The 24,621-nt window shown below is 36.7% G+C and carries 15 protein-coding genes; 4 read left to right on the top strand and 11 right to left on the bottom strand.

Annotated features, from left to right (window positions below):
* Positions 1-33 precede the first annotated feature (33 nt).
* The 11 genes from AAY42_RS01390 to AAY42_RS01340 all read right to left on the bottom strand — a co-directional run bounded on the left by AAY42_RS01390 (position 34) and on the right by AAY42_RS01340 (position 16,687).
* Positions 34-1,221: a FecR family protein gene (locus AAY42_RS01390; RefSeq protein ID WP_055392221.1), complete on the bottom strand. Its 1,188-nt coding sequence runs from the start codon at positions 1,219-1,221 to the stop codon at positions 34-36.
* A gap of 228 nt (positions 1,222-1,449) precedes the next feature.
* Positions 1,450-2,010, bottom strand: coding sequence for an RNA polymerase sigma factor (locus AAY42_RS01385; protein ID WP_055392220.1), 561 nt, complete (start codon positions 2,008-2,010; stop codon positions 1,450-1,452).
* 333 nt (positions 2,011-2,343) lie between these two features.
* Positions 2,344-4,977, bottom strand: a complete 2,634-nt coding sequence (locus tag AAY42_RS01380; RefSeq protein WP_055392219.1) for a hypothetical protein — start codon at positions 4,975-4,977, stop codon at positions 2,344-2,346.
* Positions 4,978-4,990: 13 nt separating this feature from the next.
* Entirely contained in the window at positions 4,991-6,499 is a 1,509-nt protein-coding gene (locus tag AAY42_RS01375; RefSeq protein ID WP_222836829.1) for a nucleoside hydrolase-like domain-containing protein, read from the bottom strand.
* A 23-nt stretch (positions 6,500-6,522) separates the two neighbouring features.
* Positions 6,523-8,097, bottom strand: coding sequence for a 3-keto-disaccharide hydrolase (locus AAY42_RS01370; protein WP_055392218.1), 1,575 nt, complete (start codon positions 8,095-8,097; stop codon positions 6,523-6,525).
* A 118-nt stretch (positions 8,098-8,215) separates the two neighbouring features.
* Entirely contained in the window at positions 8,216-10,507 is a 2,292-nt protein-coding gene (locus tag AAY42_RS01365; protein WP_055392217.1) for a right-handed parallel beta-helix repeat-containing protein, read from the bottom strand.
* A gap of 35 nt (positions 10,508-10,542) precedes the next feature.
* The gene (locus AAY42_RS01360; RefSeq protein WP_055392216.1) at positions 10,543-11,931 is read right to left on the bottom strand and encodes a sulfatase family protein; all 1,389 of its coding nucleotides are present in this window, start codon (positions 11,929-11,931) and stop codon (positions 10,543-10,545) included.
* Between the two features lie 30 nt (positions 11,932-11,961).
* Positions 11,962-12,831, bottom strand: coding sequence for an SGNH/GDSL hydrolase family protein (locus tag AAY42_RS01355; protein WP_139063606.1), 870 nt, complete (start codon positions 12,829-12,831; stop codon positions 11,962-11,964).
* 193 nt (positions 12,832-13,024) lie between these two features.
* Complete coding sequence (locus AAY42_RS01350) at positions 13,025-14,215, bottom strand: redoxin family protein (RefSeq protein WP_055392214.1); 1,191 nt, start codon at positions 14,213-14,215, stop codon at positions 13,025-13,027.
* A 73-nt stretch (positions 14,216-14,288) separates the two neighbouring features.
* Positions 14,289-15,230 (bottom strand): family 43 glycosylhydrolase, encoded by a 942-nt coding sequence (locus AAY42_RS01345; RefSeq protein ID WP_055392213.1) that lies wholly within the window; start codon positions 15,228-15,230, stop codon positions 14,289-14,291.
* 47 nt (positions 15,231-15,277) lie between these two features.
* Positions 15,278-16,687 carry a sulfatase-like hydrolase/transferase gene (locus AAY42_RS01340; protein ID WP_055392212.1) on the bottom strand — a complete coding sequence of 470 codons (1,410 nt, stop codon included), beginning with the start codon at positions 16,685-16,687 and terminating at the stop codon, positions 15,278-15,280.
* A gap of 443 nt (positions 16,688-17,130) precedes the next feature.
* Between AAY42_RS01340 and AAY42_RS01335 the strand changes: the two genes are divergently transcribed.
* The 4 genes from AAY42_RS01335 to AAY42_RS01320 all read left to right on the top strand — a co-directional run bounded on the left by AAY42_RS01335 (position 17,131) and on the right by AAY42_RS01320 (position 24,105).
* The gene (locus AAY42_RS01335) at positions 17,131-17,688 is read left to right on the top strand and encodes an RNA polymerase sigma factor (protein ID WP_139063604.1); all 558 of its coding nucleotides are present in this window, start codon (positions 17,131-17,133) and stop codon (positions 17,686-17,688) included.
* 124 nt (positions 17,689-17,812) lie between these two features.
* On the top strand, positions 17,813-18,940 hold the full coding sequence (locus AAY42_RS01330; protein WP_055392210.1) for a FecR family protein: 1,128 nt from the start codon (positions 17,813-17,815) through the stop codon (positions 18,938-18,940).
* Between the two features lie 174 nt (positions 18,941-19,114).
* Positions 19,115-22,456: a SusC/RagA family TonB-linked outer membrane protein gene (locus tag AAY42_RS01325; RefSeq protein ID WP_175288709.1), complete on the top strand. Its 3,342-nt coding sequence runs from the start codon at positions 19,115-19,117 to the stop codon at positions 22,454-22,456.
* An 11-nt stretch (positions 22,457-22,467) separates the two neighbouring features.
* On the top strand, positions 22,468-24,105 hold the full coding sequence (locus AAY42_RS01320; RefSeq protein ID WP_082433289.1) for a RagB/SusD family nutrient uptake outer membrane protein: 1,638 nt from the start codon (positions 22,468-22,470) through the stop codon (positions 24,103-24,105).
* Positions 24,106-24,621: the final 516 nt, after the last annotated feature.

Below are 24,621 nucleotides of genomic sequence, written 5' to 3'. Positions count from 1 at the left end.
CGATTCTTTTTTCAGTGTCATATTAATTTGTGTTTAGTTTAAAATATTGGTTATTATAATTTTGTTATCTTCTTTACTATATTCATAGGAGAAAGGGGTGTCTTCTCTAAAAGAATCTAAAATTTCACTAAGGTTTTTTTGATTGGTAAAAGAGGCGGAGTAAATCTGCTTATCCAAAAATGAGTAGTTATTCTCTATGGAAACATTGAAATGTCTTTCCAATCTCTTTCTAATATTGCTGAATGGGATGTTTCTGAATAATAGTATTCCGTCTTTCCAAGCTGTATAAACTTTGGGGTCCACTCTTTTTACTGAGATTTCTTTGGTCTCCTTGTCCCAATTGGCCAATTGTCCAGGTGTCAATAGTACCTGTTTGCCAATGTCTTCTTTATCACCAGTTTCATATAATTTGACAGACCCTTCGATTAGGACGGTATTAATATCTGTGTCTGTAGGATAGTGTGATACATTGAACTTGGTACCCAACACCTGCACGTTCATGGAATTGGCATTCACTATAAATGGGTGGTCCTTGTCGCTGGCAACATCAAAATAAGCTTCTCCCTTTAGAAAAATCTTTCTTTCCATGCCCTTAATGAAGTGCACCGGATACTTAATTGAACTGCCCGAATTGAGTTTTACATATGTACCATCCGACAGCGATACATCGAATCTTTTACCATTGGGCACAGTCAACTCATTAAAAATAATTTCATCAGGTACAGGACCATGGCCATAATTCAGATGGCTCCCATTTTGGACTCCAATAAGTTTTCCTTTGGAATCAAGGATTTTGCGCTGTCCTTTCTCCGATAGTATTTGGGTTTGCCCATTACCAAAAGTCAGGGTAATATGGTTGGGGTTTGGAGAAACTGATTCTTTATTATCGAACACTTTATTATAGCCAAAAGTAAGCCCTATGAACACCAGTAAAACTGCCGCAATCTTATAAAGATTAGAAGTATTTATTTTTTCTAGTGAAAGAAAAGGCTTTTTCTTGGTGTCATCAATTTGATCCCAAATTCTATCAAATAGCATTTCAGAATCATCATTACTTCTTCTTTCTAAACTTTTGGTGCTTTTTGAGAAATTCCCTATCACCTTTTCAAAGCTATCTCTGTTTTCGGGATTTTTTATCAAATCCATAAACAGCTCATACTCCTCTTCTGAAATAGTGTTATCTATGAATTTTTCTAAGAGGACTTTAAAGTTTCCTTTCATTATGTAGTGAAATAAGATTTTTTAGATTGCCATTATCATATATAATACACTTGAAAATTGCAAAAGTCCCAGCTAGTGTATTGTTTTTTTTAGGATATGCTAAAAGCCAATGGTCCAAGACCCATATACCAACAGTTGGTTCCCAACGAAACCCGATTAGTTCATAGGTATCCGATTAAACTGAATTTTAAACCCAAAAAGAAGAAGAGTTTAAATATGAGGTATTGATTATTGCGTCTGTAAGTGCGGACGAAGTTGTTTCTTAATCAATCGCAAGGTTTCCCATAAATGATTTTTTACCGTTTTAGGACTAATGTTCAACAGGTCGGCGATTTCTTGATTACTTTTTCCCTGTTGCTTTGATAAAATGAAAACGCTTCTTTTTTGCAAAGGAAGCCCTTCAAGGATATCGCTAAGGATAACATCATATTCAACGGACAAAATCATATTTTCCGTTTGATGGTTGGAGTGCTCTAGGTTTCTCCAAACCTCTTGTTTTAATGATTCTTGGTTAGCAACTTTTCGAAGATAATTATACGTGTGGTTTCTAGCTACGGTATATATATATGAATCAAATGAGCGTGTGCAATCCAATGTTTTTCTGTTCGTCCAAATCTTTATAAATACCTCTTGAAGAATTTCTTCAGCTACGTAGCCCGATTTTGTAATAGAGACGATAAAACTATACAACCCCTTTTCATATTGATCAAATATAGATTTAAAAGCAGATTTTTCTCCCCGTTTGAGGGCCAATAAAGTATTGTTGCTATTTGAGAGGGGCTTTTTCATTTTTTTTGACCAATCCAACAGCGCCCATATAAAAGGGGCTTTATTTTAATAAAATTTAAATTATTAGATGTCATTTTTAAGAAAATACTAATTATCAAGTATCAATACTGCGACTCTTTTATTATTTAGAAGATAAAATTAAGTTGTTGTTAGGTAAACATCCAATACGATGCATACTAATTATGATACTTTTTTTGCCTATACAAGAATATTGCAATGCATTTTCTGATCTTTAAATATTTCGGTGTCATTTAGAGAAGTGAACTGAATACTTTGCGTATTCATTTATTCTAAACATGTGTATTTTTTAATTTCAAAATGAATCAGATAGGCCTATCTTTCCAATTGAACAACAACATAGGGTATCTCTACCTCCAAATCAGGATATATTTTACCGTTTCCTTTGGTATCCATAACTTCTACAAAATACATAACGTCATATATTCCGTCAAAAAATTGACTTGGTATGGTAGCTTCATAAGTGTCAGAAATATCCGTTTTTTTCATTTCTAAAGATTTGTAATCTTCAAACTGGTTCACATGTCGATAGCGCAGGGTAACATTTTTAACCCCTGATGCATCTGACACAGAAACTTTGATTTTTAAGGGTTTGTTCAATGGGGCACTTTTAATATGCTGCAATTCAACCGTGGGTGGCTCCTTGTCATCTGAAGCCAAAATTTGGATAGGCGCTGTGGTCAAATCCCTTCCAGTCTTGGGGTCTTTGATTTGTGACCTCATATGCCTTAAATCTTTCAGTTCATCCAAGAGTCGATAATACTCCTTGTTCCAATGCCCTGGAAATAAATTTACATTCGAACCAAAATCTAATTGCTGATTATAAATATCCCCAGCTGTTTCGGCCATTTTCCCATAGGCTTCAACAGCATTGGATTCAAAGGAAATTGCCCTATCAAAAGCTGCTAGATTCCCTGTTTCATGATACAGATTATAATTAACTGCGGCCAATAAACGTTGTGAGTGATACTGTGCCAAGTACGCGAGCATTTTCAAATCGGTTATGGTAGAAATAAACTCATTGCCATGATAAGTTCCAATGGTCTTTTCTGCATTTTCAACCTCATGTAAAATTTCTTTGGAAATACTTGAAAACCACTTGCTCGTTTGACTTGGTAAAATTCTGAAAGAGGGTTTGTTTTTTAAAATAAGTGCCGCTTCCTCTTTGGGAGAGGCAAACTGCTGAATATCCGAAGGCTTGGAATTTAGTGCGAAATGCTGTAAATCCTCCATCCGTTGTAATTCGGGCCAACCTTGTGGGCTTGCAAAACGTGGATAGAGATAGCTGGCCGTTACAATTCTTGGCAATACTTTGCTAGCTTTGTGCAAACCGGTCATAATAGATTGCCCCGCTTCTTTTCCAAAGCGTTTACCAAACTCCATTTCCCAAATATCAGGTGCTGTTTCCGGATTATAGCTCACTCTTCCCATGACCTGATAATAATGCCAGTACCGCTCAAATTCATAGTCGTAATAGCGATTTGTTGGATTTAATAAATCCGTAACCTTGGCATCGTGCTTGCTTCCATTCATCTTAAAATACAAGGGCTCATTGAATTCAAAGCCAACGGCATCATACAGATGAGAACCTTCAGCGAACATTTTAACCCAATCAGGATCTCCCCAAAGGAACAATCTGGTGGTACCTCCAGACCATACTCGCCATTTGAAGCCATATTGTTTTGGATAACGAAGCATATCGGCATAGCCATGACGCCGATCAAACTGATTGTCTTTATTGATATGGGTAGGATGAAATGGCATGCCCATTTGTTCCATCCAATGTTTGGTCGCTACCCGAAAATCGGCACCAGTGGCAACACCATCATATAAGGTCTCATCAGGAACATCTTTTGCCCGAGCTTCAATTTTTATATTTGGATTCTCCTCCTTGAGCATAGTGAATATTTCCTTCCAAAACTGCAAGGCTACATCGCCAGTAATTCCGGCTTCCCAATGCATTCGAAACTGTACCAAATCAATTTCAGGGAAATTCCTGAAAAATTTTCGCATTGCTAATTTGGTATAGGGTATGAGGTTTTCCTGTGTTAATCCCCAAATAATATTATCCGGCAAATCGGGAGGGATATCGCCCTCGGCACTGACCATTGCTTTGTATCTGGGGTCGCGTTCGATTTGGTCCCAAAGACCCACACCAAACTCGATACCACGAGCATGCGCCATCTCAATGATCCTTTTTAAGGATGCTGTATTTTGTTTTTGCTGCGCTAAGGTGACATTCCCTATTTTAACAAAAGGATACCCGTCAACATTAAAAAAATTAGGATAAGCAGGTGCCATAAAATTCGGTTCTCGCATCTGGTTATTCTTATAACCAAAAATCAACAGAAATTGATTCAATCTATTTTCGGCCATCATATCAAAATAGGTTTCCCAATATTTCATATCGTGAAGCTTTTGTTCAAAATAACCTCTATGAAATGTACCTGCTGATACAGCTCGCTCTTTTACATTTGGTGTTTCTGAAGCATCTTTCACATATTCAAAAAGGTTTTCCGTGTTCTTGCTCCAAGAGATTTGTTTGGCAACATCTAATGCTGCATACATTAATCCAACCTCATCTGCACCACAAAGCACAAGTGCAGGTTTCCCTTTGAATGTTGTTTTTTTAATGCGAAGGGCTTCCTTTTCGTCTGGTAAGGTCAGTTGTAACTCCTGTAACAGTTGAGTTGCTTCGTTTTTTTCAGAAGACAAGCCTACTAAAATGTAGTAATCGGCTGCTGAATCAATGGATTCAGGATATTGATTGATTTGTACTCCAGAAGAATCAAGGGAAGTAACCATTGAATTTATACCATGAAATGATGGGGTATTCTTTTCAAAGAATGTACTTATTATTTGAACTTTAGGAGTAGGCGTTTCACAGGCCTGAAGTAGCAGTAAGACCAATATTGATAGATAGTGCAAAAAAATCCATTTTTTTGTCATTGGTATTTCTTTTTTAGTTGCCCACGCTAATTATAATTCGCCGATAATCGAAAAGGGAGGCAATTGGGTTCGTGTCCTTAACTTCTAAAATCAAATGAATTTCTTTGGTAGCTGCCCCAGTAGGCACATATAATACTGTTTTAGCTTTGGAAGGGTCCTCAATATGCGCATCACCTGAGTAGGTACCGGCTTCTTCGTATATCCACCAAGAATATTCTAATTTATCTGTATCTGGGTCAGTAGAACGGCTTGCATCTATATTAACTCCCTGCCCAGGAATAGCCTTGATAAAAATAATGTCATCACTTACATCATCAAAAAATGCGGCCATAGGGTGGTGATTCGCCTTATCAAAGGGTTGTGTACACCAATCCATTCTACAAATAAAATCATTGTACATGGCTTCTCGCCAACGCCATACCGGTACAAAGTTACTATTGTAGGTTTCTTGGTCTTTTTCATTGAACCAAGAATCACTTACATCATTATGTGAATAAAATGGGGCGTGTTTTAATTCATCAACGCGAACACTTTGGTGTCTTGACCAAACATCTGCTTGCTTTGTATTACTGTAGCGACCTCCCCAACCACCCCAAGAGGGATGATTAATATCAAAAAGACCCTTATTGACCAACCCAATCCACGGAATGGTTCCGCCACCTTCCATAAAACCAAAACGTTTACCCCATCGCCGTTCAGGGTATAAATCTCCAAGTGGGCCATGCCCCTTCATTACATTTTCAATGAGCCAATCATTTTGCCCACTATAACTGTAGTCATATTCGCCCCAAAAATGAGGCCCTATTTGTAAAGTGCCACTTTCAGGAGGACTTTTTGGCCCGCCATAGGAATAGGTTTGATAGTTACTACGAATCCAATGAATGGCTGGATATTGTTTACAAATGTATGCGCCTGCATTGTCTTGTGCTCCATTTTCAAACACTCTAAGTTTAGAAATGGTTTTATTTAGTTCTACTATTGAATGAGATAGTTCGTAATCGTGTAGAGCTTGGGCAAGGGTATTGGAACCTGCATTTACGGCAATCCAGATAGGTCTTTCATCGTCTTTCTCAAAAGCTTCTACCAGTAGTTTTGAACCATCACTTGATTTTCCTTCGCCAACATCTGCAATACCATATCCTTTTTGTCCCGCACGAACTATACTATGCAAATACTCTGGAGTATGCCAACCACTTGCATGTTTTTGAAGGTTTGGATATACTTTGGCATATGCATCAATAAGTTGGGTAAATAGCTCAGGGTGGGTAATTCTGTGATATTCATTCTTCATTCCTGGATTTATATACTTGCCAGTTACTGCAAGTAATCCTTCAAGTTCAAATTCGTTGGAACACATCAACATGTGAATCATTTGCTGCATTTCATCAGGCTCACATCCCATATCAGCTAAAATAAACAAGCGAGTACGTTCATTTTCCTGAGCAGTAACTTCAGAAAAGAAAAGAAGAAAAGTCAATAAGGAAATTATAAAAATTGATATATTTTGACTTACTATCTTCATTTATAAATTAACATTATGATGAATTATTCTTTTAGAAATTTCTCAGCTGGAATGATTTCATCAAATTCTTTTATTCGGATATTTCTATAAAAAATTTCAGCAGTTTCTGACTGAAACCCAAAAATTCCAGCTCCCGGTTCTAGATTAAAAGCCATATTTACAATTTCACCGTTTAGCTTATGGATAGCATACTGATCTCCCATAACAATAATCTCGCACTGGTTCCATTTGTTGTTCAATGCATTGAAATTTTCAGTTGGTGATGCAAAGTGTAACCAATGTTTTTTAGTGTAAAGCTTTCCTCCATCATTGGGATGTAGATAGATTTCCTCTTCGTTACAAAACCAGTCATAATCAGCTCCCGATGGTCTAATTAAATCACCCGTATGGTTTCTTGATGTTGTATGGTCATAACGGATTTGATACTCTATACCTGTTGGCCAAACCTTATCATTGATCACATGGTAATACACCCCAGCATCGTATTGCCATTTATCAAAATTATTGGCTATTCTATCCCCCCATTTGTATTCAAACCGGAGTATATATTTACTATAGGCCTTTTCTGAATAGATAAGTCCATGCGTATCATTTGCCCCCGTATTTAAGTTGTACTCTTTGGGAAACGAATCTCCAAATACATGAATCATTTCATTTTCTACGGTAAAAACCTTTTTAGCCAGCTCTAGGTCTCTACTACGAATTTTCAGATACCAACCATCAAGATTCTTCCCGTTGAAAATTGTTTTGAATCCTTTCTCTTCAGTAGTTAAATTTTCTGGTAAACCCCTCTTTTCATTATCAGATATAGCATCTAAAATAGGTTTGTAGTCTTGCCAACCTGCATTTTCGTTGCCTCCATTTTCGGCACCAGTAACTACCCACCATAACATACCAGAATCTGAAGAATCAAATGTTTTTTTGGCATTTCTATTGTACAACCATTGTAGTTTAGGGTTTTTGGAGTCGCGCATCCAGAATACGTTTTCTTTTTTGGTGTTCCATTCCGTTTTGTTCTGATTTTTAATCCGAATCGTTTTAACTCCAAGGGCTTTAATATCTTCCCAGGTATGCGTCATCTCCGGAGGGGAAACATGGTCTTCGTTAAACCAAGAAGAATGGGAGATACAGGTAATAAATTTTCGCTTTTCCGGATCCACTGCATTAATATATTGCCAAGGAACCTCCATTGGACCGCCAATACAAAACCATAGGGGGTTATTTTCCGTGGATTTTTCAGCTTCTTTCTTAAAATTTGCTATAGCTGCATCCAATTGTGTTTGGACATCAAATATTTTAGTAGAGTCAATATTGAAATGCCTAACACCTTTAGTAACGCTTTCCAGCATCTCCATATATTGACTGTCCTTGTTTTTTAGGTGGTTTGAATGGTCAAAATGTACCAGTTTCGACTTTAAACCTGTGCCTTCCAACAAAGCCAAATTCATTGCAGCTGCTACATAATCGTCTTTATCATAATTATTTCCATCATGTGAAATGGCAATTCTGCCTCCAGGATAGTTAATAACATTTTTGTATTGCGCATTAATGGAAGTAGCAATTAAAGCTAAAACAACTGCAATTAAATTTTGTTTCATTTTTTCAATATCATATTTAAGGTTGACGTATAATAGAATCGAGTTCGCATATTTAAATGTTATTATAGGTCAATCTTTGAGTTCTTATCAGTTCAAAAGATATAATATGTAAATGGATTTAATCATATTTTAAAAATATGAGTCCACAGTCGTCAGCAAATACGCGCCCTTCCCCATCTGTTGTTCTTCGAATAAATACAGTTGCACTCGTACTGGACGGACCTGTTTTGAAATGCAAGGTAGAACGCGCCCAATTCTGAGGGATGCCACGGTGTTTTCCAAAGGATGGACTAAGTGTCTCCATTTCTCCGTGGTCGCGTACGCCTAATTCGGCTCGCTCCTCGTTTTCCGTCTTTAGAAATCCTGCAAATTCATACCATGTGTTTGGTGTAAGACCCGTAACAACTTGTGCAATTTCTGCATTTGGTCCCAATTTTATGCTGCTATTTCCCATACGCAGGTTTGCAGTATCGGGCGTTATCTGTTTTTTACGTCCCAATTCTGGAGTGGCTTCGCCAGATACTAGAAACCAAGGTGAAAGATGGTCACCGTATTCGAATGCGGTGTTTTCAAGACGGTTTCTATGCAAGGGTTTTGATCTGGTTGTATCAACTTTAGGTGGGTTATCAAAGTCATGACCAACCTTCCACTTGGGACCGTTGGTCTCATAAGCTCCTATGTCTGGTGCTTCATCTTTAAAATCTTCATTTATTCCGGCTAAAACGATACCATTATCAATGGCAGGGGAATTTTCCGGAAGGTATTTATTATCAATAAGGTCTTTATAACCGATTAGATTGTTGCCCCATGCATAATTATCTGCGGTTATACTGGCAGATGCAGAAAAGATATTGTTAAAGAACCTACAACCATGCAGATCTGGGGGGTACTTATTTCCCCAAGCCGATTCAAATCCGTGCTGTTCTGCCGAAAAGGTATTGTTATATACAAGATGGTAATAAGCATAGTGATTGATATGAAGCGCTCCAAATCCCACACCCCAAACCACATTATGGTGCGATATGATGTTCTGCGTGCCGTGGTCGTAGTACAGCCCCATGTCAAGGTTCTCATCCATATTATCGTGTAACCAGTTATACCGCACTTCGGAATTTCCACCTTCTATCACGTTCCCGTAGGTCAGCCCCAAATCGCTGGTAAGCATTCCAGACTCGCTCATGTCACAATATTGTATCAGGGCTTTGTGCATACCTGCATAGTCAATAACGGTTCGTCCACTGCGTCTCAACGTACTATGACTTATGACGTTGTTAGTGCCCCGCAACTGAACGCAACTAGCATACGAGCCAATATAATCGGTATCATGAATATAGCTGTTGATCACCTGATTGCTTTCTCCGTAAAGTGCAACGCCACATCCAGAGGTATAGGCAACTTCACTGTTCCTGAGAACACAATGTTTCCCCATGATTGGAATACCTTTATCGATTTGCTGTCCAAAATAGATATTGGCCTGTGATGAATGATACGGATAATAGACTTTCAAACCGTCCATTTCAATATGGGAAGATTCCGTGTTCATATTAATTGTTGCAGCACGAATTTCTATGTCTTTAACATGAATAAATGCTTTGTCTTTGAGGTCAAATGCATTCATGCGTTTTTTTATATAAATACTCTTATCCGGAGTTTTACCATTGGAACGATAGATGTATAGTGATTCGTCTTTTGTATCGTAGAACCATTCATTGTCGGTATCTAATGCATCCTTACAACCAAATACAAAAAACTCTTCACCCTCTTTTGCTACATGCCAACTGGTGCTTCCTTTGCCCGGAGCAATATTTTCAATCTCCAGTGAACCTTTGCCAAAACCGATAACTTTAGTTGTCCAATTTCGCCAGTGAGCACCTGCATGTATCCAAACGTGGGCACCTGTGTAATCGTAATTCGGTAAGCGGGAATCGAGAATATTTACAGGGGTGGTGTTGGCATCCATTACGTCCAATGTTGGTTTAAGTAAATCTTCACCTGTATTGGGCCAACGCGCCTCTATCATAACTTTCTCATTCATAAAAACCTGATTCTCATGATTAAGACCCATTTCTATTTTGGCCTTAAAAAGGTTTTTGGAATCCTTTTCCCAGAGGGTAGATGGTACCTCATCAAGTCCCGTAATAATAACTTTATCATTTTTGCTTAATGGTCGAAAAACAATAGGGGTTGACTTTGTCCCTGAGTTTACCGGCACAATTGTTTCAAAATAGATACCCTCTTTTATAAAACACACATCACCTGGCTTCATGATGTCCGCCGCTTCCTGAATAGTTTTGAAAGGGGAATTCTTGCTACCATCACCTGAACGGTCAGTGTTTCCATCGACATAATAATCGGTAGCGACACTTGTCTGTACATAGAACAAAAGAAGTAATATGATTAGGTTTCTCATAATTTGGATTTTGCTGGTTTCAAAAAGTTGGTTTTCTATTCTTCTTGCTTCGGATTGTTTCGATTTTCGGAGATACTATTCTCATCTGGAACAAGTGGCAATGTCTTTTTCCATGCATATACTTTCTCTAACAATTTCGCTACTACATCCGGGTGGTCTGATGACACATCCACTGCTTCCGTCCAATCGCGCTCCACATTATATAATTCAGTTCTAAGCGAATCTTTATTGGTAATTAATTTCCAACTTCCATCGCGGATACCCAATTTTGGCCAAATAGATTCCCGTAATTTTGGACCCTCCCATTCCCAATAAATAGGTTTTGTTCTTTTGAAATCACCTCCTTTAAGTGCTGTTAAAGCACTTTCTCCATCTGGTTCATAATTCTTGGGTAGTTCCAATCCTGCAATCTCCAGAAAAGTGGGCAATAAATCTACAGCGGTTACTACAGAAGTTGAATCTCGTTTACCCTGGGGGGCTACCCCCGGCCACCGTACAATGAAAGGTACACGAACACCGCCTGCATAAAGTGACCTTTTTTCACCCTTTAGGCCTCCGGTCTCTCCTACCGAGTAATACTCCCCATATCCTCCTTTTAGGAATCGTTCGGTATCGACCCTAGGATACTCAGGGCCGTTATCAGAAGAAAATATAACGAGTGTATTGTCATCAATATTTAAATCTTTAAGTATGTTTAAAATAGCGCCCACACCTGCATCGCCTTCTGCAATAATAGAAGCATATACTTGTTTTCGTTCCTCTATATCCTTATACTTTTCCAAATACTCTTCACGAGGATAAAAGGGTGTATGGGTTTCATGTATCCATACATTCATAAAAAAAGTAGTGTCCCGGTTTTTATTTATAAAATCAAGTGCCCGTGGAACACTTTCCTCGTATTTGATTTTTTCGTTACCTGGTACATTAAATGAAGCATATTCATCAATACCATAAGCTGTGGGCAATGGTGCATCACTTACCCTGCTGCCTGCTAGATGCCATTTTCCAAAATGGCCCGTTTTATACCCTGCTTTTTTCAACATCCTTGGCAGCATAGGTGCATTACGGTCCAACCAATCGGGCATGCCATTATCTATATGATGCTGTAAGCCTGAAAAATGTCTGTGAATAGCGTATCTGGCTGGGTAATGCCCTGTCATAACTGCTGCCCTGCTCGGAGAACATACTGGGTTATTTACTGTAAAGTTCTCAAAGTCTATCCCTTCACTTGCCATTTTATCAAGATTTGGGGTTTCAACAAAAGTACTTCCATGAATACCTAAGTCACCATAGCCCCAGTCATCGGCAAAAATGAAAATGATATTGGGGCGTTGGGAATTTTCAATATTTTGTTTCTTTTCCCGGCTGCTTGTGCATGACACTATAAGGACAATCACCAACAAACTGATAAACAAATTCTTCATAATCACTTAATCCTTTACTGTTTGTTTATTTTAAATCTTTCTTTCATATTGACTGGAACGTTCCTTAATAGTCTCAACTGTTGGGCATATAATCGGTTTCACTCCTATTACATCACTTATTACCCGGGCCACCTCTATTCCTTGCAAACGTGAACCTTCAGCTTTAAAATGCACGTTTCCTGGACCTACAGCAAATTCTTCCAAAACTGGAATCGAAAATTTATATAAGTCGTTTATCAAAATATCCTTGTGGTCATTCATTACTCTTAAAGCGATTGTATTATATCTTTTAGCATCGCCAGCGTTCCTGCCCCGTTCGCCTTCCGGCACTGGTGTTGTAGTGGCAAACACTAATTTTGCCTTTGGATACTTTGCTTTTAAATAGTTGATTATCGAGCGAAGGTTCTTTTCATATGTTTCCATGGAAGACACCTGTGTGCCATTTTGTTTATCGAGTTTTCCATCAACAACATATTTAAGGTCATGAAGCCCAACATTAAAATGGATGACATCCCACTCAAAATCCCAGCCTTGGGATAGATGAGGTTGAAACATAGCTTGCCTCATGGCTTCCATTTTTTTGATAAATTCATTACTTGAAGAACCATTTTCGTATATACGAAATACGCAGGCTTTATCTTCAAAAGAAGCCCTAACGTATTCGGTGTAGGCAATAGATATAGAGTCTCCATAAATAAATACCTTGGGTAAGGAATCTACAGGTTCAATGTATCTAAATGGGTATCTTTTTGTTGCAAATTTGCTCAAATTAGACCAAGCTTTCCTACATACATCACATCCTTTATTTATGGTTTTACCCATTGATTTCAAAGGGAAAAATAATACACAAGCAATGGCACCTAGGGTTTTCAGTGTTTCTCTTCTTGATAAACTACTCATATCGAAAATTTTAGCAGCGACTATAAAAAGTGATAGCTTTTTAAAATAGCAAAATCCAATTTGCCTTCAGATTTCGAAACGCTGGACAGCTACTTTTTTTGAAAGTGCTACTTCCATGTAAAATAGATATCATGCCCAGCACCTTTCATAAAATCAGACCTATATACCCAAAAATGTTGTTCTGAAACTATTGCTATCTATATCTGCGAATCAAATCATGGTCTACTATGGCCCTTCTCAACTCAAGCATGTCAAATGGTCCTTGATAGGCATAAACTTTTTCACCTCCGGGTTCTACCAACAATGTATATGGAAGTGCGCCGCTCCAATTAGGGTCAACCAACTCCACCAGTTCGTATAAATCATCCTGTGAATAAATGTAATTTTCAACAGCAGCCTGTTCTTCTTTCAAGAATTTTGAAACCTTATCCTTTATCTCCATTTTATCGACAGAAAGTGAAACAAATTGAAAGTCTTTCTTACCATACATTCGCTGTAATTTCACCAAATCTGGGAATTCCCTAACGCAAGGTCCACACCAAGTGGCCCAAACGTTGATCAACTTTAATTTTTCAGTATTATTTACCAATAATTCTTTTACGCCTTCATTATCAATTTCATTTAAAATTACTTCCCGCTTTGCCCATTCCTCATCAATAGCTTTGGAATTTTCTACTTTCCAAGACCATTTGGTGGAACAACCAATTGATTTGGTTGTAGGATTAGTAACCTCTTTTCCTGCCAATATTTCCTCAACTGCTTGAATCAAATCCTCAGATTTACCAACACCCTGCTTTTGATCAGCATCAATTCGTCCTTGGTAACGAAGCTTTCTTTCCTTATCCAAAATAAAAATATGGGGGGTAGCCATAGCACCGTATGCCAAGGATGCTTCTTGCAAATCACCATCATACAGATATGGGAAGTTGAATCCCCTATGCTTGGCCCTTACTTTCATATCCTCATAAGAATCACCAACATCTGACCATGAATGTTCTGCATACATTAGGCCCAACGGGCTTGCAGAATTGATAGCAACGACCGCCACACCTTTATCCTTGTATTCTTTTGTGAATTCTATCATTCTAGTCTCATAAGCCTGAGACGTAGGACAATGGTTGCATGTGAAAATAAGTACAAGTACTTCAGCATCTTCAAAGTCCTTTAAGCTCATAAACTCGCCTTTCAAATTCGGCAGCTTAAAATCTGGGCCATCCGAGCCTATTGGAAGGGTAACTACTTCCCGTTTTTCAATTATTACTGGATTAGCAACAAATCCTTCACTTGTGTCCTGGGCAATTGCTTGTTTTTTATCAGCTTCCTTACATGATGAAAACATGATCAGCAATGCTGAAAACAGAAATACAATTTTTTTATTGATCATTTTAGTATTGTTTTAATTGATTGGATAATTAGTATGAATTGTCTTTGATTTTATAATAGCAAAACCAAGATTTTTACTTATCTTTTTTGCTTACCGGTTTTGCCTTGTAGTCAGGGTCAAGACTGTAAACAATGGGCTGAATGGTACCATCTGGATTAAAGGCCATTTTTTCAAAACAAACAGAGGGACGGAAAAAAGTCCCGTTGTTCACATCGCCTCGATGATAGAAAAAATACCATTCCCCTTTAAATTCTATTACAGATCCATGGTTGGGAGCATCAGGAGCATTTTCTGCCAGTTTCCCTTTAAACTCCGCATATTTTGGCATGGGCGTATCTGATGTCCAATATACCGTTTCGCCTCCTACACTTGCATGAAAATAATAGATGCCGTTCCGTTTAAAAACATCGGTGGCTTCATGTACTTCTTCTTTACTTAATCTAACCCAGTCCCCATCCAGCTCGGTCATATTATCCTTAAGCTTTGCCCCCATGATATACGTTCCTGGTTCTCCTATATCAACTTTATGGTCATTACCATATATATAAGCTTGGCCATCATCATCAACAATTACGGTTGGATCGAATATGGAAGTTATCTTATCTGTAACCGCCTCTTCCCAAGGCCCTTCGGGATTGCGACTTTTGGCAACGCCAATATGCGTTTTGTCATAGGGGAAATAGAAATAATACCAACCATCCTTATACGCCACATCTGCGGCATTCATTTGTCCGTCTGCCCAAGCGTATTCCCGCGGTTTTAATACAGCCCCATGGTTGACCCAATTTGTCATATCCTCTGTTTCCAATACCACATAATCCTCCATGGTACCGTAAGTCGTTGCATCTGGCTGATTACGCGAGCAGTACAGATAGACTTTCCCGTTGTATACCTCAGCCGCTGGAAAAGCCGTATACAGGAATTTAGAATCCATATCCCGAAGAATAGGGTTTTGAGCATGGCCGAACTGATTGGCAGTCAGTAAAATTAGTAGTAGAAATGTGAAGTTTTTCATTTTTTTATACTGTTAGTATTTAATTATAACTTGAAAATCCAAATTGATTATTCAAGGGTTTCTCTTTCCTTGGAAAAACAATTATCTGGTGGACTTGTAGGCAATGTAGCTTCGAAAGTGTGCAGTTTTGCCATCATAGCAGCAACTCGTTCTGCGTTTTCGGCCGATACATCTTTCTGTTCTGCCCAATCTGTACTAATATTGTATAGCTCGGTCCTGTCTAGCTTCTTGTTGGTTAAAAGTTTCCAATTTGCTTCTTGTATACCAGCACTTGGCCAAAAATCAGTACGCCTATTATTAGGATATAACCAATTCCAATAAATTGGCTTAACGCGATTATATGTTTCACCTTTTAGCGCAGATACAATACTTTCGCCATCTGACTCATAGCCTTGTGGAGCAGTAACGCCCGCTAATTCTAAAAATGTTGGCAATAGATCTACCGTAGTCATTTCTGTAGCCTTATCTACAACACCTTTCGGGACAGTTCCCGGCCATCTAACGATAAACGGAATTCTAATGCCTCCCGCAAACAAAGAGCGCTTTTGACCTTTTAAACCAGCTGTTTCTCCAACAGAATAATATGTGCCAAGACCTGGCCCTGTTGAAGCATCATCTATAGTTTTACTTTTGCCCGTAATTTCAGGGCCATTATCCGAAGAGAAAATAACCAACGTATTTTTATCAATACCCAATTCTTTTAGTGTTGTAAACAACTCTCCAATACGGTCATCATATTCCGCAACTACAGCCGCATATACTTGTTGTTGTTCATCCAAGTGCGAAAATTGCTCCATATACTTATCTTTTGGATAATGAGGGGTGTGTGTTGCATGAATCCAAGCGTTGATGAAAAATGGTTTATCCTTGTTTCGCTTTACAAAATCAATTGTTTTATAAATGGTAGAGTCCGCTTGCATCTGATGCCGTCCACCTGATAAATTAAATGCACCATACTCATCATATCCATAAGCTAAAGGGGAAGGGCCATCTTTTACATGATCGTTGGACAAATGCCATTTACCATAATGAGCTGTAGCATAGCCAGCCTCTTTCAACATTCTAGGTAACATTGGTGCTTCTGGATTTAACCAATCGGGCATATTACGATTCATATGTGATTTTACAGAAGCAAAATGCCCATGAACAGAATGTCTTGCTGGAAATTGGCCGGTCATTACACCTACCCTACTGGGTGAACATACAGGATTAACAACGGAAACGTTTTGAAAATCAATCCCTTCAGATGCCATTTTATCTAGATTTGGCGTCTTACAAAAAGTACTGCCATGACTTTCTAAATCTCCAAAACCCCAATCATCAGCAAAAACAAAAATAATATTAGGTTGTTGTTTTTCTTCAATTACCGTGTTTGTTTCAGGTTTTTTAACCTTGGTATTGCAAGAAAATAAAACTGTTACTAGTGAGATACTAATTAGTGTGATTTTAAACTTCATTTTCAGATATATAATTTATTTAATACTTCTAAGTGAACTGAAGTGGACAGTTTTTTTTGATTTACTGTTGCAATAAAAACAAATAACAATTCATTTTTTTATAAAGTGAGATTTTTAGATTACCATTATCTTATATAATACACTTGAAAATTGCAAAAGTCCCAGTCAGTTTATTGTTTTTTTAGGATATGTTAAAAATTCTTCAGTCAAAACCTATATGTAGCATTTTGGTTCCTTACCAATCAATTTTTAAATCCAATATTCGCTTTATGAACAAATCTTAAGATGTAAGAAGATTCGCATTGGCCAACACTAAATTATATTTTGATACGCAACAAGGCTGTCTTTAATCAATCAAATGTTTGCTCATTTTGGCCATTTTGACCAAAACAGATAATTTATTTTATACATTTGATTACTTCCTAGGCATACTATTTTTTTCTATGAACCTTATTATTGAAGAAATAAAAAAGCAGAACCGGAGAGTTTATAAAGTGTTTTTTGATAAACATTATGAGAAACTGGTTATCTATGCTAACGGTTACCTTTTTGACAAAGATTCAAGCGAAGATATTGTACAGGAAGTATTTATTTATATCTGGGAAAATGCAGATAAATTAAATATTCAATCATCGCTAAAAGGTTACTTATATAGCATGGTTCGTAATAAATGTTTGAATTATCTTAAGTCCATAAAAATTACGGACAACTATGAGTTTCTTGAACTTAATATAAACCTTATCACTGAGCATGTATTTGATTCTACTGCAGCGGATGATAAAAAGATAATATATCATCAAATTCTAAAGATAGTAGATACACTTCCTGATAAAATGCAACAGGTCATTAAATTAAAATTTTTGCACAATTACAAGTATTCAGAAATTGCTGCAGAATTAGGAGTGTCCATAAATACAGTTAAAACCCAACTTAAAAGAGGGAAATTGAGAATTACGGAGCTAATTACTTCCATAATAATTCTTCTACAAGTAAATCAATAAAGTCTTCTTTATTAAGAAATTGATAATTTTTACTATTTTATTTTTAGGCATTCTTATTTTTTTGTCACCCTTTTTTTGATTTTAGTTGTCATAACAATAGAATTGGTATATAAATCCGATATAGATGGAATTCAAGCTAATTATAAAAAAACTCAATAATACACTTTCTGTAGAAGAGGAAATCATTTTTTTAAAGTGGTATAACGAATCAACTTCCCATAAAGATTATTTCAATTCGGTAAAGAAGAATTATAAAACCGATATAGATTATATAGATATTGAAAAAGGATGGCTAAGACTTCAAAATAGCTTAAAGGCACGTAAACAAAAGAGTCATTATTGGAAATATGCAGTGGCTGGCTCCGTAGCGCTACTCATCACCATTACATTTCTCTTAAATAAAGAGGATAATCCACAAATCAACACCCCGATTATTGTAAATAACACTATCGAAACAGGTACGGATAAGGCAACTCTAACCTTAGAAGACGGATCAGAAGTCCCACTGGAAAAAGGAATGACCTATCAAACAGACAATATAAATAGTAATGGCGAAGAACTAATTTACGATTCAAAAAATGAATCGAGAAATGAGATAGTCTATAATTATTTGACCATTCCTAGAGGAGGGCAATTTTTTGTACAACTGTCTGATGGAACCCAAGTTTGGTTAAATTCCGAATCACAGCTAAAATATCCCGTGACCTTTCTGCCTGGTATGACCCGTCAGGTAGAGCTCGTCTATGGGGAAGCCTATTTTGATGTTTCGCCGAGTACGGAAAATCAGGATTCAAAATTTAAGGTGCTAAATCGAAATCAAGAAGTAGAAGTTTTAGGAACGGAGTTTAATATTAAAGCATATAAAGAAGAAAATGTAATCTACACTACTTTAGTTGAAGGAGAGGTAGTTATAAGTAATTTAGATTCAAAACAAAGTTTAGTTCCTAACCAGCAATCAAGAATACATATTGACACGAAAGAAATATCCATCAATGAAGTTGATGTATATAGCGAGACATCATGGAGGAAAGGATTTTTTAGTTTTAAGAGTAAAACCTTAAAAGAAATCATGATAGTATTATCCCGTTGGTACGATGTTCAGGTAGAATTTGAAAAGGTGGAACTTGAAAAAGTTAAGTTTAACGGAGTGCTGAGCAAACGAAATACTATTGACGAAATATTGACTTCTATTCAGAACACTAACTTTATAAATGCCTATGAGATAAAAGACAAAACAATTACCATAAAATGATAAAAAAGGGGAACTGAAGATAATACCTCCACAGTAACATGCTTCATCCCCCATTTGTATTATTAATTAACTAAATCAACGTCTAACTAATTAACAACCAAATTTATGAAAATTAAAGTTACCAACTTTTCCAATAATTTTTTCTTGACGAAGAAAAAATTGTTAAAACTAATTATGAGAACTTTTTTACTCTTGTTTTGCACAACTGTTTTTAGCTTTTCTCCAAGCGATATTTTTTCTCAAAATGTTAAAATTTATATCGATGAAGATAAAATTTTAACTGTTGATGAAGTCTTCGATTTATTGAGACGACAAACAGATTTCACCTTTATTTATGAAGAAAATCTTTTTAAAGATATGCCAAAAGTTCATCTTAAAAAAGGAACTGTCAGGGCTAACAAACTGTTAAAAGAAAGTCTTTCTTCTAAAAATCTCGAATTGGATATTACCAACAATAATATGATTGTTATTGTTGAAACTCCAGAGCCTGTTAGTGTTCCACAACAGCTAAAAATATCGGGAACCATAAAAGATGTAAACGGAGCTCCTTTGCCAGGAACAAATATCCTAGAAAAAGGTACCACGAATGGTGTTCAATCAGATTTTGATGGGAATTTTTCAATTACTGTTTTAAATGAAAGCTCCGTTTTGGTTATTTCTTATATAGGTTTTGAAACAAAAGAAGTCGCTGTAGGGAATCAAACCCAGTTTTCAATCATTTTAAATGAAGATGCCGCTAGTTTAGATGAGGTCATTGTTATAGGGTATGGAGCTACAATAAGGAAAAAAGATTTAACTGGTGCTGTATCGAGTGCCAACTTAGAAAAGGTAAGTGAATTTGCCAATGTATCTGTTTTACAGGCACTACAAGGTAGTGTAGCTGGTCTTAATGTTGGCGCTACTCAAACGGCTGGGCAAAACCCTGTAATATCTATTAGGGGACAAAACACTTTATCCAGTAATAATGGTGCAAATGCACCACTTATTGTTTTAGATGGTATTATTTATAGAGGGAACATAGTAGATATAAACCCCGCTGATATTGGATCAATAGATATATTAAAAGATGCTAGTTCCGCCGCTATTTATGGTTCACAGGCCTCTAATGGGGTCATATTGATTACTACAAAAAAAGGAGAAACATCCCTTAAACCAACTATAGAGTATAGTGCAAGTTATTCTATTCAATCTCCAACAGGTAACGCTTTTGTTCCTATGCAGGCAGCAGAATACGAAGAGTTTTATCAAGATATTTTTTGGGCAGAAGGTGGTCGGTTAGGGCCAGATTTTCTTCAGGTAAATCCTGATTATGTTTGGCAAGGTAATTTTAAAACAAATGAAATAGCCCAAGGCTATGCCGATGGAATAGATATACCTTGGTGGGATTTGTTTACAGGAGACGGATTTGTTAATACCCACAATGTAAGTATTCGAGGTAAAACAGAGGCTTTTAGTTATTTTTTATCAGGTGGTATTACCGATCAAGAAGCCTTCTTGGAAAACGATGAATACACGCGATATAATTTTAGAGCCAATATCGATGTTAAAATTAATGATTGGCTTAAAATCGGTACGCAGGCTTTTGTATCCATAGGAGATTATTCAGGTGAAGATGCTGGGTTTAGCACACCATTTAGATTACAACCTTGGGCACCAATTAGCGACGAAAATGGAGAAATCATCCCTCAACCAGAGGGATTTGTACTAAATCCTTTCCTAACTACTGCCCAAGATGATTCAAATATTGACAAAAATTACTTTAGTAACTTATATGCAGATGTAAAGCTGCCTATAAAAGGGCTTTCTTATAGGTTAAATTTCTCCAATAACTATAGAACTCAGAACACTTATCGATTTAATCCTTCTGGAAATGGCTTCACAGGTAGTGGGTTCAAAGATTATGCAGAATCTTGGGACTGGACATTGGATAATATTTTAACCTACAAAAAAACGTTTAATCAAGACCATAACTTCAATGTTACACTGCTATATGGCGTTGAAAAAAGGAATATAAATTCTTTTAGAGCAACTGGTAATCAATATGACGTTGATCTTTTAGGATTTGATTTTTTAGAAGCAGGAGATCCACTTCAAAATGAAATTGAGTCAGAGAAGGAGGTGGAAAGTAGTTTATACACTATGGCTAGGTTGCTATATGATTATAAGAACAAATATTATTTTACGGGAACTATTAGAAGAGATGGTTTTTCTGGTTTTGGTACTAATGACAAGACTGCCGTATTTCCTACTGTAGGACTAGGTTGGGTTATAAGCAATGAAAACCTATTTAAAGATAGTTCTTGGTTGAATTTTCTTAAAGTAAGAGGTTCATACGGGCAAACTGGGAGAAGAGGTGTTGGGCGCTATGATACCCTAGGTGTTACGGAGAGAGAAGCAGATTACGTATTTGGTGATGGAAGCTCCCCCTTCCTTGGACAAGAAAACATCAGTCTTCCAAACGATGAATTAACTTGGGAAACAACTACGGGTACAAATGTAGGACTAGACTTTGCTCTATTCGATTCTAGAATCAGGGGAAATGTGGAATATTATAATAATAAGACTGAAAATATTCTTTTTAATATAGATATACCAGTTATTACTGGGTTCGATGATATAAATACCAACATCGCAGAAGTTTCTAACCATGGATTGGAGTTTACACTTTCCAGTACCATAGTAAAAACTGATGCTTGGAGTTGGGAAGCCTCAGTAAATTTCAGTCGTTATAGAAATAAAATTGAATCTATTTTGGGAGCTGATGTCGATGGTGATGGAATAGAGGATGATCTTATTGAAAACAGCTTGTTTATCGGAGAGCCACAAGGTGTAATTTACGACTATGAGGTAATAGGTATGTGGCAATTGGCAGATGAGGCCGATGGTTCAATCTGGCCAGGCTTTTTACCCGGAACTTACATATTAAACGATCTTGATGATAGTGGGGATATCTCTTCTTTAGATGACAGAAAAATAATAGGTAATCGAGATCCAGATTATCGTTTTGGTATTGCCAATACGGTTAACTATAAAAACCTTAGTTTGTATGTATTTATTAATTCAATCCAAGGAGGTAGTGATTTTTATTACGGTAATGACTCGCCACATGCTGGAGTCAATTGGGGTAATTCGGGAACTTTAGCAAGTGCTAATGTACCAAGTGGTGCTTGGGATTATTGGATGCCGGAAAATCCCAACGCTAAGTACAGACGTTTGGATGCAGCCTCAGCTTTGGGTGGCAATATCTACAATCAAAGAAGTTTTGTTCGCTTACAGGATGTTTCTTTATCCTATTCTTTTCCTAGTCAAATTCTAGAGGCTTTAAAGCTGAGTAAGTTAAATTTATTTGTTTCAGGGAGGAATCTTGCAACTTGGACCAAATGGAACGGCCAAGATCCAGAAATTGTTAATATTAACAATGTCAATCAAAACAATCAAAACATTGTCAATAGAGGCTTTAGTGCTGGAATACCGCAGTTGAAAAGTTATTCAATGGGTCTAAATGTTCAATTTTAAATAAAACTAAAATGAAAAATATCATATATATAGTATTATTATGCATGTTTATAACTGCATGTGATGAAGAAAGATGGCTGGAAGAAGAGGTTTTTAGCGACTATACTTCCGATAATTCCTATAGTACACCTCAACTCATAGATATTGCTGTGGTACAACTTTACAGAAATATTAGTGATATCCGCTATGGCCAAGTTACACAAGGTAGCACCTTTGCCTTTCAATACACAACGGACTGTGGATATAATTCCCTTAATTTAAACGCTGTTCTTAACGGGTGGGGAGATAGTATAGTACCTGAAGCAGGCCAAATTGAATATTTTTGGGAAAATTTTTATAAAATAGTCTATAACGCAAATGTAATATTAAATAGAATCGATGATGTTGAATATACCTCAGAAACTGAACGCAACATTAAAATAGGAGAGGCTAAATTTTTTAGAGCCTATGCTTATAGAAGTTTGGTTATTTTGTACGGTGGTGTACCATTGGTATTGGAAGAAATTACTAGTCCAAAAAGAGACTTTGTAAGGGCTTCTGCAGAAGATGTATGGGAACAAATAATTAATGACCTTACGGATGCAACGCAATTATTACCTGAAGCAGATGATGTGGAGCAAGATGGAAGAATAGCCAAAGGCGTAGCATACCATGCATTATCCGAGGCATATATAGTGGTAGAAGATTATCCAAAAGCGATAGACGCAGCATCAGAGGTTATAGATAATTTGGGTTATGAATTAATGAAAGACCGTTTTGGTACTAGAAGCTCTGAAGATGGTGATGTATACTGGGATCTGTTTCGAAGAGGTAACCAAAATAGAGCTACAGGTAATACAGAAGCTATTTATGTATCACAATATGAGTTTCTTACACCAGGTGGTGAAATTAATGATGTACTTCCTAGATTTTCAATAGCACAGTATTGGAGATTAATAGGTAATGATGGAGAAAATTTATTTACTGGGCCTACTAAGGGCAATGGTGGTAGAGGTATTGCCTGGTGGTCTCCATCTGATTATGTAATAAATCAAATTTGGGAAGATTCTCCAGGAGATATACGTAATTCTGAGTATAATGTTATTCGTGATTTGGTCGTTGATAATCCAGCATCGCCTTATTTTGGTCAAAATATGGTCGAAAGTGGTGCCTTGGATGGTGTAAATATTCCTTTTGGTCGCCGATGGCCTGGTGCTATTTTTGCAAAATGCACACCAATTGGTAATTTCCCTGAGGAAGTGGTTGATAATCAGGCTAACAATTCTCATCGCGATCGTTATGTAATGCGTTTGGCAGAAACATATTTATTGAGGGCAGAGGCATATATGCTTAATGGAAATCCTGGTGCAGCCGCAGATGATATTAATGAATTAAGGGCTAGGGCTTCGGCACCTCTTATTACTGGTAGTGATGTAAATCTTGAATTCATTTTGGATGAAAGAGCAAGAGAGTTGTTTGTAGAAGAAGAAAGATTGCTTACGTTAATGCGGACGGGTACTAATATAGAACGGGTTCGTAATTTCAATCCAGTGCATAACGGTATCTATGGGTCACTTCAAATTTTTGACCACCAAAATCTATGGCCCATACCAAATAGGGATATCATTGTAAATTCCGAAGCTGTAATAGAACAAAACCCAGGGTATTAAATTTCTTAATATTATTTGGTGAAAATATAATGGGTTGTTTTTGTAAAACAACCCATTATATTATTTGGAGTAATCATAATCAATTATAGGAGCAGCACATCAATAGCCATAAGTATATGGTCTTAAAAAATCATACCCTCTTTATTCTGGTATGAAAAAAATTAATGCACAAAAATGATATAATTGAGATCTTGTTTTTTCATAAAATAAAGACAAGTAAAATTATTGACCGATTCCAGCAAAAGATCTTTGAGTAGTCTAGATATTTTTATTGCTGTATTGAAAATAAATTTAATGTTCAGCTTTTCTTCTTATAAGAAATGAACAGATAAACAAAAATTCTATATGTTAGTTACAATTTGGAAAAAGTAATATGTGTGTGCATACATTTAGGAATGGAATCCCTAAAGTATAGCATCATCTAAAGGTGGAATATATATGAAATGCTTTACAAGCCCTAAATAAGTTTAATAAGCTAACCAACGCCAGTTGAGATTTTGAAACTAAGTAAAAAAG

This window comes from Flagellimonas eckloniae (genome assembly GCF_001413955.1).
GTDB classification, from domain to species: Bacteria; Bacteroidota; Bacteroidia; order Flavobacteriales; family Flavobacteriaceae; genus Flagellimonas; species Flagellimonas eckloniae.
Note: the sequence above shows the minus strand (reverse complement) of the source record. Positions and strands in the feature narration are given on the sequence as shown.

Excerpts from the sequence above, each read along its gene's own strand:
- AAY42_RS01390 (WP_055392221.1), bottom strand. The coding sequence starts at position 1,221 with ATGAAAGGAAACTTTAAAGTCCTCTTAGAAAAATTCATAGATAACACT.
- AAY42_RS01385 (WP_055392220.1), bottom strand. The coding sequence starts at position 2,010 with ATGAAAAAGCCCCTCTCAAATAGCAACAATACTTTATTGGCCCTCAAA.
- AAY42_RS01380 (WP_055392219.1), bottom strand. The coding sequence starts at position 4,977 with ATGACAAAAAAATGGATTTTTTTGCACTATCTATCAATATTGGTCTTA.
- AAY42_RS01375 (WP_222836829.1), bottom strand. The coding sequence starts at position 6,499 with ATGAAGATAGTAAGTCAAAATATATCAATTTTTATAATTTCCTTATTG.
- AAY42_RS01370 (WP_055392218.1), bottom strand. The coding sequence starts at position 8,097 with ATGAAACAAAATTTAATTGCAGTTGTTTTAGCTTTAATTGCTACTTCC.
- AAY42_RS01365 (WP_055392217.1), bottom strand. The coding sequence starts at position 10,507 with ATGAGAAACCTAATCATATTACTTCTTTTGTTCTATGTACAGACAAGT.
- AAY42_RS01360 (WP_055392216.1), bottom strand. The coding sequence starts at position 11,931 with ATGAAGAATTTGTTTATCAGTTTGTTGGTGATTGTCCTTATAGTGTCA.
- AAY42_RS01355 (WP_139063606.1), bottom strand. The coding sequence starts at position 12,831 with ATGAGTAGTTTATCAAGAAGAGAAACACTGAAAACCCTAGGTGCCATT.
- AAY42_RS01350 (WP_055392214.1), bottom strand. The coding sequence starts at position 14,215 with ATGATCAATAAAAAAATTGTATTTCTGTTTTCAGCATTGCTGATCATG.
- AAY42_RS01345 (WP_055392213.1), bottom strand. The coding sequence starts at position 15,230 with ATGAAAAACTTCACATTTCTACTACTAATTTTACTGACTGCCAATCAG.
- AAY42_RS01340 (WP_055392212.1), bottom strand. The coding sequence starts at position 16,687 with ATGAAGTTTAAAATCACACTAATTAGTATCTCACTAGTAACAGTTTTA.
- AAY42_RS01335 (WP_139063604.1), top strand. The coding sequence starts at position 17,131 with ATGAACCTTATTATTGAAGAAATAAAAAAGCAGAACCGGAGAGTTTAT.
- AAY42_RS01330 (WP_055392210.1), top strand. The coding sequence starts at position 17,813 with ATGGAATTCAAGCTAATTATAAAAAAACTCAATAATACACTTTCTGTA.
- AAY42_RS01325 (WP_175288709.1), top strand. The coding sequence starts at position 19,115 with ATGAGAACTTTTTTACTCTTGTTTTGCACAACTGTTTTTAGCTTTTCT.
- AAY42_RS01320 (WP_082433289.1), top strand. The coding sequence starts at position 22,468 with ATGAAAAATATCATATATATAGTATTATTATGCATGTTTATAACTGCA.